Consider the following 15,295-nt stretch of genomic DNA (forward strand, 5'->3'; position numbering starts at 1 on the left):
ATGGCCCGCAGCGCTCCCCACGACCGCTACATCCTCGGCGTCGACCTCGGCGGCACGAACATCGTGGTTGGCGCGATGAGCGTGGACGGCACGCGCGAGTTCGGCATGCACGAGATCCCGACGCGGGCCGCGATGGGCGCCGACGCGGTGGTGGAGCGCATCGTGCAGCTCATCGAACGCGTGGCGGCCGAGACGATGGCCGCCACAGGGGCGTCGCGCGACGCGCTGCTTGGCGTCGGCATCGGATCGCCGGGCCCGTTAGATCGCGAGCGCGGCCTGGTCATCTTCACGCCCAACCTGGGCTGGCGCGACTTCCCCCTGCGCGACCGGGTGAGTGAAGCCGTCGGCCTCCCCGCAACGCTCGACAACGATGCCAACTGCGCGACGCTCGGCGAGTGGTGGCGGGGCGCGGCGCAGGGCGGACGCAACGTCGTGGGGCTCACGATTGGCACCGGCATCGGCGGCGGCCTGATCCTCGATGGCCGGCTCTATCACGGCGCGAGCGACGTGGCCGGCGAGCTCGGCCACGCGACGATCGACTCGACGGGCCGGCGCTGCGGCTGCGGCAACTACGGCTGCCTTGAGGCGTACGCCTCGGGGCCGGCGATCGCCGAGCGCGCGCGCGAGGCGCTGGCCGGCGGCGAGCCGAGCAGCATGCCGGCGCTGGTCGGCGGCGACCTCTCGCGACTCACCGCGGCGCTGGTGTACCAAGCGGCCCGCGAAGGCGACCGGCTCGCCCTGGAAGTCGTGCGCGAGACGGCGCGGCTGCTGGGTGCGGGCGTGGCGAACCTGCTCAACATCTTCAATCCGGATACGGTGGTGCTCGCCGGCGGCGTCACGCAGGCCGGCGACGCGCTCTTCGAGCCGATGCGTGCCGAAGTGCGCCGGCGCGCCTTCAAGCCCGCCGTGGACGCCTGCCGCATCGTGCCGGGCTCGCTGCAGGGCAAGGCAGGCGTCGTGGGCGCCATCGCGACCTTCGCGCAGCAGCAGGGGTTGATGTGACCGCTGCGCCGGCGCGCGCACCCAAGCGCCGCCTCGGAGTCATTGGCAGCTTCGTCTGGGACGTGATCCACGGCCGCGACGTGCGCAGCGCACCGGTCGAGGAATGGGGCGGCATCACCTACGCGCTCTCCGCCTGCGATGCGGCACTGCCCGACGATTGGGAGTTGGTGCCGATCGTGAAGGTGGGCAGCGACCTCGCCCCGCAGGCACGGCAGTTCCTCCGGACGCTGCGGCACCTCGCGCCCGACGCGCATCCCGTCGAGGTCCCCTACCGCAACAACCGTGTCGAGCTGCGCTACCACTCCGACGAGCGCCGCAGCGAGGTGCTGAGCGGCGGCGTGCCCGGCTGGACCTGGGCCGGCCTGCAGCCGCTGCTGCGCAACATCGACGCGCTGTACATCAACCTCATCAGCGGCTTCGAGCTGGATCTCGAGACGGCGCAGCTCGTCCGCCAGCACTTCAAGGGACCGATCTACTGCGACCTGCACTCGCTCACCCTGGCGCTCGAGCCGAACGGGCTGCGCACGTGGCGGCAGATCCCCGAGGTCGAGGCCTGGTGTGCCTGCTTCGACGTGTTGCAGGTGAACGAGGACGAGGTCGCGATGCTCGCGCCCGACCCGCTGGCGTTGGCGGCCAAGGCGCTCAGCCACGGCGTGCGGACGCTGTTCGTCACCATGGGCAAGCGCGGCGTAGTGTATTTCGAGGATGCGGGCGCGGGGCGTCCGCTGCGCACCGCGCTGGTGCCGGCCGCGGTGGCGCGCGTCGACGGGCCCGGCGATCCCACGGGCTGCGGCGACGTCTGGGGCGCGACCTATTTCTCCCGTGCCGTCGCGGGTGATACCTTAGAGGTTGCGATGCGCCGCGCCGTCGAGGCGGCGGCGCGCAACGTCGAGCACCGCGGGGCGTCCGGCCTCGCCCATCACCTCCGGGGAGAGCTGCACGCGCCGTGACCGCCGTCATCACCGTACCCGCGTCCCTCGACGAGCAGAGCTTCGAGCAAGTGCTCGAACAGGTGGCGCCCCTGCCGGCCGACGCCAAGCTCCTCGTCGACGCGCGGCACACGCGGTTCGCGACGCCCTACGGTCTCACCGGCTTGCTCTGCCTGGCGCAGTCCCGCGCCGAAAAGGCCGACTTCGCGCCGCCGGCCGATGACGAGGTGAAGTCGTACTGGTCGCGCTCGTCGTTCTTCCGCTACGCGGAGGAGCTGTTCACGATGCGCGGCACGGTGCCCAAGGGCCGCGTGCACCAGGATTCGGACACCGTGCTCGAGGTCACGCCGATCGCCAAGAGCGAGGACGTGCACACGGTGGTGGAGCGCGTGAAGGACCGCGCGACGCACATCCTGACGAACAAGCTGAAGCTCGAGACGCGCGCGACCATGGGCTTCACGGTCTCGCTGTCGGAGGCCTGCCAGAACATCGTGGAACACGCGGGGCGCGGCGGCTGGGTGGGCGTGCAGGTCTACAATTGGGCCAAGCGGCGCGTCGGACGGCAGGTGGTGGTGATTGCCGTGGCCGACGCCGGCCAAGGCTTCCGCCAATCGCTGTCCACGACGCGGGTGCGTGCGCTGGCCGGCGACCGCTGGGGCGACGGCGAGGCCCTCGAGGCGGCTGTCACGAATGGCTACAGCCGCCATACGGAGCCCGGCCGCGGCCAGGGCATCCGTGGCATCAAGGGCTACGTGCACCGGCACGACGGCCGCCTGAGCATCCGCAGTGGCACTTCGCGGGTCACAATCGTCCCTCCTTGGGACGACTCCCCCGCGCGCGAGGACGGCCTGCCGGCGTTTGTGGGCGCGCAGCTGCAGATCATCATCCCGGAACGGGCGGAGGGATCGTGACGCCGAACATCGACGTGCGCTCCGCGTTGCAGGAAGGCAGCCAGCAGCCGTACTCCGATCTCGTCACGCGGCGCACCGGGCAGCTCGTGCGCACGGTGATTGAGCATCGCATCGCCGACCTCGCCGACGGCAGCGTCGCCGTGCTCGACTTCTCGCACATCGGCCTGCTCGACCGCTCCTGCGCCGACGAGATCCTCTCGAAGCTCATGCTGCCGCTCACGGCGGACCATCCGTCGAAGGACGGCTACCTGCTGCTGCGCGGCATCGCCGAGCACCACCTCGAGATCATCGAGGCCGTGCTTGAGGTGCACGAGCTCGCCCTCGTCGTGCAGCTGCCGAACGCCGAGGTCCGTTTGGTCGGCGCGGTGACGGAGAAGGAGCGGCATTGTTGGGAGACCGTGATGCGCCATGGCGCCGCACTCGCGGACGCCGTCGCCGAAGAAGTGGGCCTTGCCTGCGAGACCTGCCAGGAGATGCTCGAGCGCCTGGCGCGCCGTCGCCTGCTGCGCCGCGAGGCCGATCGCTTCGTGCCGCTCGGGGCCGTGGCCTGATGCGGGCGTTCCAGCCGTTGCAGGTGGTGGGCTACGTGGCCTCGCGTCGCGGCGACGCGGAGCGGGGCCCGCTGGTGCGCATCCGGCCCGAGGACGCCCGCATGCGCCTCATCGACGACGGCGAACTCGTGTGGGTGTACGGGCCCCGGCGCCACGAACTCGCGCCCGTGGCGTATGACGACTCGCTGCCGAAGGGCGGGATCGTCGTGCGCGACCTCGCCGGCGTCGCCATCACCGAGATCGTCAAGCTCGTGAAGATGGACGTGGACCACCGCCCCGTCCTCACCAAGAACCTCGCCTGAGCGCCTAGGTCCGCGGATGCCTCCCAAGTCGAAGAAGCCCTCCCTCGCGACGCTCGCGATTCACGGCGCCCGCGAGGCCCACGCGCACGGCGATGCCGTCGTCGAACCGCTCGTCCAGAGCGTCAACCACCTGCAGAAGCCCGGCACCGGCGAGGGGCTGCTCTACACGCGCTACGGCAACACGCCGAATGCGGCGCGCGTGCAGAAGCGCCTCGCGCTGCTCGAGGGCGCCGAGGCCTCGCTGCTGCTCTCGAGCGGCATGGCGGCCACCGCTTGCGCGCTGCTCGCGCTGCTGCGGCCGGGGGACCACCTCCTGGCGTCGCAGTACATCTATGGCGGCACGCATCGCCTGTTCATTGAGGAGTTCGTCCGCATGGGCATCGACGTGCAGCTCGTCGATCCCTGGGAGCCCCGCGTCTGGCGCAAGAACATCCGCAAGGAGACGCGGGCCATCTTCCTCGAGACGCCGGTGAACCCCACCTGCCGCGTGCTCGACCTCCGGCCGATCTCGTTCCTCACGCGCAACTCCGGGATCGCGCTCGTCGTCGACTCGACCTTCGCCAGCCCCATCAACTTCCGCCCGCTCGAGCACGGGGCCGACGTCGTCATCCACTCGGCCACCAAGTACCTCAACGGCCACCACGACGTGCTGATGGGCGCGGTGCTCGGCTCCGAGCCGTACATCGAGGAAGTGCTCCAGAAGGAGATGCTCTGGGGCCAGACGCCCGATCCCTTCGCCTGCTGGCTGCTCGAGCGCGGCCTGAAGACGCTCGACGTGCGCGTGCAGCGCTCGAACGAGACGGCGATGCAGGTCGCGCTCTGGGCCGAGAAGCGCAAGGAGGTCGTGCAGGTGCATTACCCCGGCCTCAAGTCGCACCCGGACCACGAGATCGCCAAGGACATCCTCGATGGCTACGGCGGCATGCTGGCGCTGGAACTGAAGGGCGGCGGAAAGGCCGCGGACCGTTTCCTCAAGCGCCTCAGACTCGTCACTCATGCACCATCGCTTGGCGGGGTGGACACGCTCGTGAGCGAGCCGCGCTTCACCTCGCATGCGAAGATGACGCCCGCCGAGCGCGCGGCCATCGGCATCCCCGATGGCTTCCTGCGCTTCAGCATCGGGCTCGAGTCGGCGGAGGACCTCATCGCCGACCTCGAGCAGGCCCTCAAGTAATCGATGATCCGATTCACCAAGGTTTCCAAGCAGTACCCGCGCGGCGGGCCGGCCCTCGAGGAGGTGTCGTTCAGTCTCCGCCGCGGTGAGTTCGCGTTCCTCACGGGCCCCTCGGGTGCCGGCAAGAGCACCATCCTGAAATTGGTCTACGTGGCCGAACGGCCGTCGAGCGGCGAGGTGCGCGTCGACGGGAAGAGCTCCGTCACGCTCTCGCGCCGCGAGATCCCGCGGCTGCGCCGCCGCCTCGGCGTCGTGTTCCAGGATTTCCGGCTGCTCGAGGACCGCACGGCGGAGCAGAACGTGGCCTTCGCGCTCGAGGTGACGGGCACGCCGCAGACGCAGATCGGGCCGAAGGTGGCCCGCGCGCTCACGCAGGTGGGCCTGGCCAGCAAGTCCACGGCGTTGCCGCACGAACTCTCGGGCGGCGAGCAGCAGCGCGTGGCGATCGCCCGCGCGCTCGTGAACGATCCGCTGGTGTTGCTCGCCGACGAACCGACGGGCAACCTCGACGAACGCTCCACGCGCGGCATCTTCCAACTGCTGCGCGACATCAACGCCTCCGGCACCGCGGTGCTCATGGCCACGCACGACCTCACGCTCGTGCGCGATGCGGGCTTCCGCACGCTCGAACTGAATCGGGGGCGGTTGGTGTTCGACTCCGCCGCCGATGACCCGGGAGCGCAGGGATGAGACTCGCCATCCGCGAAGCCCTGCGGGCTTTCGAGCGCGCGCCGATGCTCTCGATGCTGTCCATCACGACCATCGCGTTCTCGCTGTTCGCCTTCGGCCTGTTCGGCCTCGTCGCGCTCAACCTGCGGCAGGCGCTGCAGCAGGTGGAGGACCGCGTGGAGGTACGCGGCTTCGTCGCCGCGGGGACGCCGCCCGAAGCCTCGAGCGCGGCCGTCGACGACGTCGCCCTGTTCCCCGAGGTGGCGCAGGTGCGCCTCGTCACCGAGGCGCAGGCGCTGGAGCGCGCGCGCCGCGAACTGCGCGAGTTCACCGACGTGTTCGAGGAGGGCCTGCTGCCGTCGAGCATCGAGGTACGGCTCAAGCCGGGCTTCCGCGACCCCGAGACGGTGGCCCGCGTGGCCAAGCGCCTCGAGAACTACGACTTCATCGACGACGTACGCTACGGCGAGGAGTGGGTGCGCAACCTCTACCGCCTGCGCAACATCGCGACCGGCGCCGGGCTCGCGCTCGGCATCACGTTCGCGCTGGTCTCGATCATCATCATCGGCTCGACGATCCGCATGGCGGTGCTCGCCCGCAGCCGCGAGATCGTGATCATGCGCCTCGTCGGCGCGACGGACGGGTTCATCCGGGCGCCGTTCCTGGTCGAGGGCGCGATCAAGGGCACGCTCGGCGGATTGTTCGCGCTGCTGCTCACCTGGGTCGCGGTGCAGGTCTCCGGCCGCTGGGTGATGCAGGTGCAGTTCTTCGATGCGCCGATCGCGCTCGCGGGCATCGTCGCCGGCGCCGGCATCGGCCTGCTCGGCAGCGCGGTGTCTGTCGGGCGGCACCTGCGGAAGGTCTGACGGTGGGCGTGAGGCGGCTGGCACTCGCGCTCGTCCTGTGCGCCTTGCCCGCCGGGCTGGACGGCCAGCAGCGCCCCGCCCTGCCGCCGTCGGCGCAGCAGTCCACGGAGCGTATCCGCGAGCAGCAACTCGAACTCGAACGGCTGCGCCAGGAGCGGCGCACGCTCGAGCAGCGCATGCGCGACTACCAGCGCAATGCCCAGAACGTCGCCGCCGAACGGCAGAACCTGGAGCGTCAGGCGCAGGCCACCGCGCGCGTCGTGCGCTCGCTCGATTCGCAGCTCGGCACGCTCTACAACGAGGTCGAGAACGTCAATGCGTCGCTGGTCCGCACGCAGGACGAGCTGTTCATCAAGCGGGCCGTGCTGACGCGGCGCGTGCAGGAGATCTACAAGCGCGGGCCGCTGTACACGCTCGAAGCCCTGCTCTCGGCCGAGAGCTTCGGGTCGCTCGTGGCCCGCTACAAGTACCTGCACCTCGCGGCGCAGCGCGACCGCTCATTGGTGCAGCGCGTGGAGCAGTTGAATCGCCAGATCTCCGAGCAGCGCGCCATGCTGGTGCGCTTGCAGGGCGACGTCGAGATGAACCGTCGCGAGAAGGCCGAGGAGGAGCAGCGCCTCCGTCGGCTCGAACTGCAGCGCGGCCGGACGCTGGCGCAGATCGAGGCCCAGCAGCGCACCGCGCAGCAGCGGCTTCAGCAGATCTCGCGCGACGAACAGCGGCTCACGAACGTGATCACCGCCCTCGAGGAATCGCGGCGGCGTGCGGAAGCGGCGGCGGCGCGCTCAGGCGCCGCGCCCAGCGCCAGCGCCCTGACCACGGCCGACCTCGGACGCCTCGACTGGCCGGTGGAAGGCAGCATCGTGTATCGCTACGGCCGCGTGGTGAATCCGAACAACACCAGCATCACCTGGAACGGGATCGGCATCTCGGCGCCGGCGGGCACCCCGGTGAAGGCCATCGCCGAGGGCGAGGTGGTGTTCGCCGAGCAGGCCGGCACCTACGGCCTGACGATGATCGTGCAGCATGGCGGCGGCGCCTACTCGATGTACGCCTCGCTGCAGGAAGTGCACGTGCGCCGCGGCGGCCGCGTCACCAAGGGCCAGACCCTCGGGACGGTGGGGCAGGCCGATCCCGACCTGCCCCCCCGTCTGCACTTCGAGATCCGGCCCAACGGCGGCCGGGCAGTGGATCCGCTCGACTGGCTAAGGCGCCAGCCGCGTTAACGCTGCACCGCGACGGCCGCGGCGCTCACGCTGACCGGCACCGCGAACGGCCCGAAGTCCTCGTGGTTCTCCTCGACGTGCAGCAGCGCGAACGAGACGTTGTACGAGCCGGCCGCCGAGGCCGTCAACGTGCCCGCGAACGGACCCGTGCGCGTGAACGTCACGCCGGCCGGCAGCGTGAGTGCCACCTGGAACTCGTCCGCCTCGTCCTCGAGCGCGTCGCTGGTCATGTCGGCCTTGAGGAAATCGACGGTGATCGAGCGCGCGACACCGGCCTGCAACGTGAGCGGACCGCCCGTGACGGCGCCCGTGCTGTTGACCATCACCTGCTGGGCACCGGCCGTAATGCGCATGAAGTCGACTTCGACCTCGTGGTCATCCTTGTCATCGCTGCAGGCAGCGAGGGCGAAGGCGGACAGCACGAGCAGCGCGGCACGGCGGGCGTGACGGGACAACTGAAGCATCGCGAATATTCTCCAACGAATGGTGTGACGGATGCGACGGCCGCCCCATGCGGCCGCCAGGGGAACAACAGGCTTCAGAACTGCACCCGATACAGCAGGGCGACATTGCGCCCCGCCTCGGGGATGATCTCCTTCGTCCGCGAGAGGTGCTCGCGGATCTCGGCGTTGAGCAGGTTGTCGATACGCAGCGTGAGGCTGTGCAGGCGCGAACCGATCACGAAGCGACGGCCCACGTTGAGGTCGACGGTGGCATAGCCCGGCGTCTCGGTCTCGAAGTCGCCGAGCGACGTCTGGCGCGCGGCGAGGCGCAGGCCCGCGCCGTACGACCACTGTGGCGTCTCGTGGCGGAGGCCGAGCCGCCCATTGAGCGGCGGCATCAGCGGCAGGAAGCGCGACTCGAGGCGCGCCGGCTGGCCCGGCGAGGCCGGGATGCTGTCACGCGCGCCGGCGATGGTGCCCTGCACGTAGCTCGCGGTGGCCTCCAGCACGAAATGCTCGGCGAGCGTGAGCTCGACCTCGCCCTCGGCGCCAACGAGCGTGGCGTCCTCGTTGGTGAACTGGAACTTCCAGCGCTCGCCCACGCGGCCCAGCTCGCCCGTGTTGCGGGGAAACAGATAGCCCTGCATCTGATTCGCGAACGCGGCGATCTCGCCGCGCACGCGCGTGCGATCGATGCGCAGGAACAGGTCCGCGCCGACGCCCGTCTCCTGGTTGTTGCGCGGGTCGCCGACGTCGTACGAGTACGCCGCGAGGTGCGGGCCGTCGGAGTAGAGCTCGTTGAAATCCGGCGTGCGGTACGATCGGCTGACGCTCGCGCCGACCTTGATGCCGTTCGTCCAGCTGTAGATCGCGCCGAGGGACGCGCTCACGCTGCCGAAGGTCCGCGGCGCGACCGGCAAGGTGTCGTTCTGCACGACGATGTTGCGGTCCTCGAGCGGCACGAACCGCGCGAGGTCGTAGCGCAACCCGGCCTGCGCCCGCAGTGGCCCCGCCCCGAACTCCTCGATGACGAATCCCGCGAACGACCAGTCGGCCGTCCGCGTCGAGCGGTTGGCGCCGAATGGCGCGATGTCGCGGTACTGGGCGCGCATCCCGACCACACCGCCTTCGGCAATGCCGGTGTGCGCGTGACGCGCGACCAGCTCGAAGGTACCCTGCGTCTGATCGAAGGCCGTCCCGACGTTCCCGCTCGCCGTCAGTTCATCGTGCTCGTACGCCGTGAACGTCGCGGTCGCCTTGACGCTCTCGAAGCGGCCCGTGCGCGGGTGCCAGTCGGTCTCGCTGCGCAACGTGTGGCGGAACATGCGGATGTCCACGCCGCCGGGATGCGCGCCGACGAAGCCCCCCGGGATGCCGTACTCGTTTCCATAGAAGCGGTAACTCAGGCCGCTGTAGCCCCAGTCGCCCACCTTCGACACGCCCAGCGCCGCGCCAGAGCTGACCACACCGGTGTTCACCAAGCGCCCCACCGGCGTGCGCAGGTCGCCGGCCAAGCGTCCGCTCCCCTCAGCGCGCACGGAGAACCCTGCCAGCGGGAACTCGGCGTAGCCGCCGACCGTGCCGCCGTCGTTCACTGAGCTCGCCTGCACGCTCATGCCGCCGTGCAGGTGCTCGAGCGCCACCGACGGGACTTCTTGGCGGATCACGTTCACCACGCCGCCCAATGCGCTCGAGCCGTAGAGCAGCGACATCGGGCCGCGGACGACCTCGACCTTGCGCGCGGTGAGGGCTTCGACCGCCACCGCGTGATCCATGGAAGAACTCGAGAGGTCGCCCGGGCGCTGGCCGTCTTCAAGCACCAGGACGCGGTCGCCGCTCAAGCCGCGGATGACTGGCCGAGCGGTCGCCGGGCCCATCGACGCCATGGCGACGCCGGGCGTCCCGCGAATCGTCGCCGCGACCGTGCCGTCGAGGACGCGGTCGAGCCGCGCATCGGCCAGCACGTTCGCGGGACTGATCGCGTCCGCCGCTCCGCGCTCCGACACCTGGCCCGTGACGACCGTCGCGCCCAACTGCAGCGGCGAGGCCGTCATGGGAATGCGCAGCGAGTCCATGCCGACTCGCACCTCGACCACGCGCGTGACGCTGCGGTAACCGATGCGCTGCACCGTCAGCTGATAGCGACCGGGCAGCACCGCCCCGAGCGTGAACGAGCCGTCCTCGTGGCTGCGCGCCTCACGATGCAGCTCGACGAGCCGCACCACGGCAGCCGGAAGCGGCGTGCCGGTCGCCGCGTCCTCGACGCGGCCGACGACATGCGCCGTCTGCGCCACGAGGGGGGCGGTCGTGAGGAGGAGGCATGCGGCAGCGAACGCCGCGCGCATCGCCAGGAACTGGCGGTCCATGAGTATCCGAGATGACGGTTGAGTGGAGGCCCGGATGGCGTCCACGGTACGACTCAGTCACGCCCCTTCGGGGGCGCGACGCTCAACTCAACCGAGGGCCGGTGGGGCTCGGGAGGAGTGACCCTCGAGGAACTCGAAGGCGACTGGGTGGGTGACACGGCTGACCGGCAGCGCGGACACCCGCGCGACGGTAGGCACCGTGAGCGCCTTCGACTGCCCCGCGAGGCCGCGCATGCCGTGGGCCAACTGGCACAGGTCGCAGGCTTCGGGGCCGTGGGATGCGGGGCACGGCCCGCCATCGGCGTCCTCCATGTGCACCACGACTGCATCACCGTGGTCCACCAAGCCGTCGGCCACCGGTGCCGCCGCGACCACGAACACTTGCAGCACAAGCCAGAGGCCGGCCAGGACGCGCCCCAAGGCACCCCGCGAGTGGCGGGGCTGGCGGGAGGGGGCGCGGAGGGCGGTGGTCACGGCTTGAATGGGTAGTCGCACGGGAACCCGTTCACAACCCCGCTCGCCCCCAAGGGGTTCCAGCCCAAGCGCTTACGACGGGGGGAGCGACCTCCGTGAGCGGCCCGAATCCACTAGATTGCGCGGATGAAGCGAGAGGACGCCCTCGAGTACCATGCCCGCGGACGACCCGGCAAGATCGCCGTCGTCCCGACCAAGCCGCTCACCAACCAGCGCGACCTGGCCCTGGCCTACTCGCCGGGCGTCGCCGAGCCCTGCCTCGAAATCAAGGCCAACCCCGACGACGCCTACAAGTACACGGCGAAGGGCAACCTGGTCGCCGTCGTCACGAACGGCACGGCCGTCCTCGGGCTCGGCAACATCGGGGCCCTCGCCGGCAAGCCGGTGATGGAAGGCAAGGGCAACCTGTTCAAGCAGTTCGCGGACCTCGACGTCTTCGACCTCGAAGTCGGCTCCGAGCACCCGGACGACGTCATCAAGTTCTGCCAACTCCTCGAGCCCACCGTGGGTGGCATCAACCTCGAGGACATCAAGGCGCCGGACTGCTTCTACATCGAAGAGACGCTGCGGAAGACGATGAAGATCCCCGTCTTCCACGACGACCAGCACGGCACGGCGATCATCTCCGGCGCGGCGCTGCTCAACGCCATCGAGGTGAGCGGCAAGGACATCGCGACGGTCAAGGTCGTATTCTCCGGCGCCGGCGCCGCCGCCATCTCGACGGCCGAGCACTACGTGCGGCTGGGCGTGAAGCGCGAGCACATCACCATGTGCGACCGCAAGGGCGTCATCTACGAAGGCCGCAAGGAAGACATGGATCCGTACAAGGCGCGGTTCGCGCGGAAGACGGACATGCGCAGCATCGCCGACGCGTTGGACGGCGCCGACATCTTCGTCGGGCTCTCCGTCGCGGGGGCCGTCACCGGCGAGATGATCGCCAAGATGGCCAAGGCCCCGATCATCTTCGCGCTGGCCAATCCCGTGCCGGAAATCCTCCCGCACGAGGTGCGCGCCGTCCGCGATGACGCGATCATCGCCACCGGCCGTTCGGACTATCCCAACCAGGTCAACAACGTCCTCGGCTTCCCGTTCATCTTCCGCGGCGCGCTCGACGCCCGCGCGACGGAGATCAACGAGGAGATGAAGATGGCGGCGACACGCGCCCTCGCGCAGCTCGCCAAGGAAGACGTGCCCGAGTCGGTGAGCGCGCTGTACGGCCTCACCAACGTGAAGTTCGGGCCCGAGTACCTGATTCCCTTCCCCTTCGATCCCCGCGCGTTGCTGACCGTGGCGCCCGCGGTGGCATGGGCGGCGGTCGCCAGCGGCGTGGCCCGCGAGTTCATCGAGCTGGAGACCTACCGGGACCAGCTCGAGGCGCGGCTCGGTCGCGCCCGCGGGATCATGCGCGGGCTGGCGACGCGCGCCCAGCGTGAACCCAAGCGCGTGGTCTTCCCCGAGGGCGAGGATCCGAAGATCATCCGCGCCGCACAGATCCTCGCCGACGACGGGATCGCGACGCCCATCCTACTGGGCCGCAAGGACCGCGTGCGCGCCACGGCGGAGGACCTCGGGATCTCCTTGGACATGATCCACGTCGAGGAGCCGGGCACGAGCGCCAACCGCGAGCGCTACGCACAGTACCTCTGGCAGAAGCGCCAGCGGAAGGGACTCTCACTGGTGGAGGCCGGCCAGCGCATCACGCGCGCGACGAGCTTCGGCTCCGTCATGGTCGCGATGGGCGACGCCGACGCCCTGGTCGGCGGCTTGGGCAAGCACTACCCCGAGACGATCCGTCCGGCGCTGGAGATCATCGGCACGGACCGTCGCCACGGGCTCGTGAGCGGCCTCTACATGCTGGTGTTCGAGAAGCACGTCGTCTTCTTCGGCGACACCACGGTGAACATCGAGCCGACGTCGGAGCAGCTCGCGCAGATCGCCTGGAGCGCGGCGGGCCTCGCCCGCACCTTCGGCATCTCGCCGCGCATCGCGATGCTGTCGTTCTCGAACTTCGGCTCGGTCAAGCACCCCGAGGCGCAGAAGGTGGCCCAGGCCGTCTCGATGCTCCGCCTCCGCGACCCCTCGCTGGTGGTCGACGGCGAGATGCAGGCGGACACGGCGTTCAGCAGCGAGATCCTGAACACCCGCTTCCCGTTCTCCGCCCTCAAGGAGGCGGCGAACGTGTTGATCTTCCCCGACCTCAGCGCGGGGAACATCGCGTATAAATTGCTTACCCAACTGGGCGGGGCCACGGCGATCGGCCCCATCCTCGTCGGCATGCAGCACCCGGTCCACGTACTGGAACAGGGCGCCGACGTGCAGGAGATCGTCAACATGGCCGCCGTTGCCGTCATCGACGCGCAGCAGCGCTCCCGTCCCACCACCTGACATTCCCATGACCACTGCTTCCGCTCCCGTGCGCGAGAGCTCGACCGGACTCGGCGCCCAGGGCCTCAAGCCCGCTGGCACGCTTCACTGGAATCTCGAGGCGCCGGACCTCGTGCAGGCCGCCATCCGCAAGGGTGAAGGCGAACTGGCCCACATGGGGCCCTTCGTCGCCGTGACCAAGCCGCACACCGGCCGCTCGCCGAACGACAAGTTCGTCGTGAAGGAGCCGAGCACCGAGAACGACGTCGACTGGGGCAAGGTCAACCAGCCGATCAGCGAGGCGCATTTCGAGACGCTGCTCGCCGACGTGCAGGCCTACCTGAACCAGCAGGGCGAGCTGTTCGTGCAGGACCTCTACTGCGGCGCCGATGCGGCGTACCGCCTCTCCTGCCGCTACGTCACGCCGAATGCCTGGCACGCGAACTTCGTGCGGAACATGTTCATCCGCCCGGACGTCAGCGCGCTGGCCAGCTTCGTGCCGAACTTCTCGATCCTGCACGCGCCGGAGTTCCAGGCCGATCCGGCCAAGCACGGCACGCGCACGAGCACGTTCATCGTGCTCAACCTCGCCAAGCGCACGATCCTCATCGGCGGCACGCGCTACGCGGGTGAGCTCAAGAAGTCGATGTTCACGGTGATGAACTACATGCTGCCGAAGCAGGGCGTGCTCTCCATGCACTGCTCGGCGAACATCGGCAACGACGGAGACACCGCGCTGTTCTTCGGCCTCTCGGGCACCGGCAAGACGACGCTCTCGGCGGACCCCGAGCGCGGCCTCATCGGCGACGACGAGCACGGCTGGAGCGAGCACGGCGTGTTCAACTTCGAGGGCGGCTGCTACGCCAAGGTCATCAACCTCTCGAAGGAGCAGGAGCCCGACATCTACGCCACGACGGAGATGTTCGGCACCATCCTCGAGAACGTGGTGCTCGAGCCGGGCACCAAGCGCGTGGACTTCGGCTCGCAGGCGATCACGGAGAACACCCGCGCCTCGTACCCGCTGCACTACATCCGCAACCACGTGCCGAGCGGGCGTGGCAACCATCCGAAGCACGTCGTGTTCCTCACGGCCGATGCCTTCGGTGTGCTGCCGCCGGTGGCGAAGCTCACGCCCGAGCAGGCGATGTACTACTTCCTCTCGGGCTACACGGCCAAGCTGGCCGGCACCGAGCGCGGCGTCACCGAGCCGCAGGCCACGTTCTCGGCATGCTTCGGCGCCGTGTTCCTCGTGTGGCACCCGACCAAGTACGCCGAGATGCTCGGTGAGCTGCTGAAGAAGCACGGCTCGCAGGTGTGGCTCGTGAACACCGGCTGGAGCGGCGGCCCCTACGGCGTCGGCGCACGCATGAAGCTGCCGTACACGCGTGCGATGGTGCGTGCGGCCCTCTCGGGTGCGCTCGAGAAGGAAGACACGATCACCGACCCGATCTTCGGCCTGCACCTGCCGGTGCACGTCGAGGGCGTGCCGAACGAGGTCCTCAACCCGCGCAACACGTGGAAGGACTCGAAGGCCTACGATGAGCAGGCCAAGAAGCTCGCCGCGATGTTCCAGGAGAACATCAAGAAGTTCGGTGCGGCGGTCTCCGCGGATATTCTTAGCGCGGGGCCGAAGGGCTGAACGCGAGGGCCTTGGGCGGAGGACGGAAGGGGGCCGAGACGAGAGTCTCGGCCCCCTTTCTTCACATGTGCGCTACATGGAGATGCGGGAGAGCTCGACGATCTCTCCCGCTTCGTTCAGCGAGAACTCGAATGTATGTCCGACCAGCTGCTCAGGCACCGACGCCAAATCACGAACGCGGCTCTTGAGCTTCTTGCCCACGGCAAACCACTCCGCCTGAACTCTCCCTTCGGCGCGCGTGCGAACCTTGAGCGCGACGGGCTCACCAATGCGCTTCGCACCGTGCGGTTGCCGCACGACATCAACTTCCTTCACGCTGCCAACGATTCGCTCCCGAGTCGCCTTCTTCTTCGCCACGTTCCGCCTCCGAAGAGTTGAC

General features: G+C 69.4%; 15 protein-coding genes. 11 read left to right on the forward strand and 4 right to left on the reverse strand.

The features are described 5' to 3' along the window. From Strain318_RS10095 to Strain318_RS10135, 9 genes are read left to right on the forward strand one after another with little or no spacing between them, the layout of a single operon-like run. A complete protein-coding gene (locus Strain318_RS10095; protein WP_367885576.1) occupies window positions 1-1,002 on the forward strand; it encodes an ROK family protein in 1,002 nt (333 codons plus the stop codon). Next, the gene (locus tag Strain318_RS10100; RefSeq protein WP_367885577.1) at window positions 999-1,952 is read left to right on the forward strand and encodes a carbohydrate kinase family protein; all 954 of its coding nucleotides are present in this window, start codon (window positions 999-1,001) and stop codon (window positions 1,950-1,952) included. Before Strain318_RS10095 ends, Strain318_RS10100 begins: the two co-directional genes overlap by 4 nt. Further along, the gene (locus tag Strain318_RS10105; protein ID WP_367885578.1) at window positions 1,949-2,842 is read left to right on the forward strand and encodes an ATP-binding protein; all 894 of its coding nucleotides are present in this window, start codon (window positions 1,949-1,951) and stop codon (window positions 2,840-2,842) included. Before Strain318_RS10100 ends, Strain318_RS10105 begins: the two co-directional genes overlap by 4 nt. Then, window positions 2,839-3,393, forward strand: a complete 555-nt coding sequence (locus Strain318_RS10110; RefSeq protein ID WP_367885579.1) for a hypothetical protein — start codon at window positions 2,839-2,841, stop codon at window positions 3,391-3,393. Before Strain318_RS10105 ends, Strain318_RS10110 begins: the two co-directional genes overlap by 4 nt. Next, window positions 3,393-3,695, forward strand: coding sequence for a molybdopterin dinucleotide binding domain-containing protein (locus Strain318_RS10115; protein WP_367885580.1), 303 nt, complete (start codon window positions 3,393-3,395; stop codon window positions 3,693-3,695). Before Strain318_RS10110 ends, Strain318_RS10115 begins: the two co-directional genes overlap by 1 nt. Before the next feature lie 16 nt (window positions 3,696-3,711). After that, on the forward strand, window positions 3,712-4,869 hold the full coding sequence (locus Strain318_RS10120) for a trans-sulfuration enzyme family protein (protein ID WP_367885581.1): 1,158 nt from the start codon (window positions 3,712-3,714) through the stop codon (window positions 4,867-4,869). A gap of 3 nt (window positions 4,870-4,872) precedes the next feature. Further along, window positions 4,873-5,559, forward strand: coding sequence for a cell division ATP-binding protein FtsE (gene ftsE / locus Strain318_RS10125; protein ID WP_367885582.1), 687 nt, complete (start codon window positions 4,873-4,875; stop codon window positions 5,557-5,559). Continuing rightward, entirely contained in the window at window positions 5,556-6,404 is an 849-nt protein-coding gene (locus Strain318_RS10130; protein WP_367885583.1) for a cell division protein FtsX, read from the forward strand. Before ftsE ends, Strain318_RS10130 begins: the two co-directional genes overlap by 4 nt. Window positions 6,405-6,412: 8 nt before the next feature. Further along, a complete protein-coding gene (locus Strain318_RS10135; protein WP_367885584.1) occupies window positions 6,413-7,630 on the forward strand; it encodes a murein hydrolase activator EnvC family protein in 1,218 nt (405 codons plus the stop codon). Here the strand turns inward: Strain318_RS10135 and Strain318_RS10140 are convergent. The 3 genes from Strain318_RS10140 to Strain318_RS10150 form a co-directional block, all read right to left on the reverse strand. Continuing rightward, complete coding sequence (locus tag Strain318_RS10140; protein WP_367885585.1) at window positions 7,627-8,094, reverse strand: hypothetical protein; 468 nt, start codon at window positions 8,092-8,094, stop codon at window positions 7,627-7,629. The genes Strain318_RS10135 and Strain318_RS10140 overlap by 4 nt on opposite strands. A 74-nt stretch (window positions 8,095-8,168) precedes the next feature. Further along, window positions 8,169-10,439, reverse strand: a complete 2,271-nt coding sequence (locus Strain318_RS10145) for a TonB-dependent receptor (RefSeq protein WP_367887951.1) — start codon at window positions 10,437-10,439, stop codon at window positions 8,169-8,171. Window positions 10,440-10,526: 87 nt separating this feature from the next. Further along, window positions 10,527-10,913, reverse strand: a complete 387-nt coding sequence (locus Strain318_RS10150; protein ID WP_367885587.1) for a DUF2946 family protein — start codon at window positions 10,911-10,913, stop codon at window positions 10,527-10,529. 126 nt (window positions 10,914-11,039) lie between these two features. Between Strain318_RS10150 and Strain318_RS10155 the strand changes: the two genes are divergently transcribed. Both Strain318_RS10155 and pckA read left to right on the forward strand, forming a co-directional pair. Then, the gene (locus Strain318_RS10155; protein ID WP_367885588.1) at window positions 11,040-13,298 is read left to right on the forward strand and encodes an NADP-dependent malic enzyme; all 2,259 of its coding nucleotides are present in this window, start codon (window positions 11,040-11,042) and stop codon (window positions 13,296-13,298) included. A gap of 7 nt (window positions 13,299-13,305) precedes the next feature. Continuing rightward, the gene (gene pckA, locus Strain318_RS10160; protein ID WP_367885589.1) at window positions 13,306-14,916 is read left to right on the forward strand and encodes a phosphoenolpyruvate carboxykinase (ATP); all 1,611 of its coding nucleotides are present in this window, start codon (window positions 13,306-13,308) and stop codon (window positions 14,914-14,916) included. 72 nt (window positions 14,917-14,988) lie between these two features. Here pckA and Strain318_RS10165 read toward each other — a convergent pair whose 3' ends face one another. After that, window positions 14,989-15,273: a hypothetical protein gene (locus tag Strain318_RS10165; RefSeq protein ID WP_367885590.1), complete on the reverse strand. Its 285-nt coding sequence runs from the start codon at window positions 15,271-15,273 to the stop codon at window positions 14,989-14,991. Between the last annotated feature and the right edge of the window lie 22 nt (window positions 15,274-15,295).

The sequence above is a fragment of the Pseudogemmatithrix spongiicola genome, from assembly GCF_030623445.1.
GTDB classification, from domain to species: Bacteria; Gemmatimonadota; Gemmatimonadetes; order Gemmatimonadales; family Gemmatimonadaceae; genus Pseudogemmatithrix; species Pseudogemmatithrix spongiicola.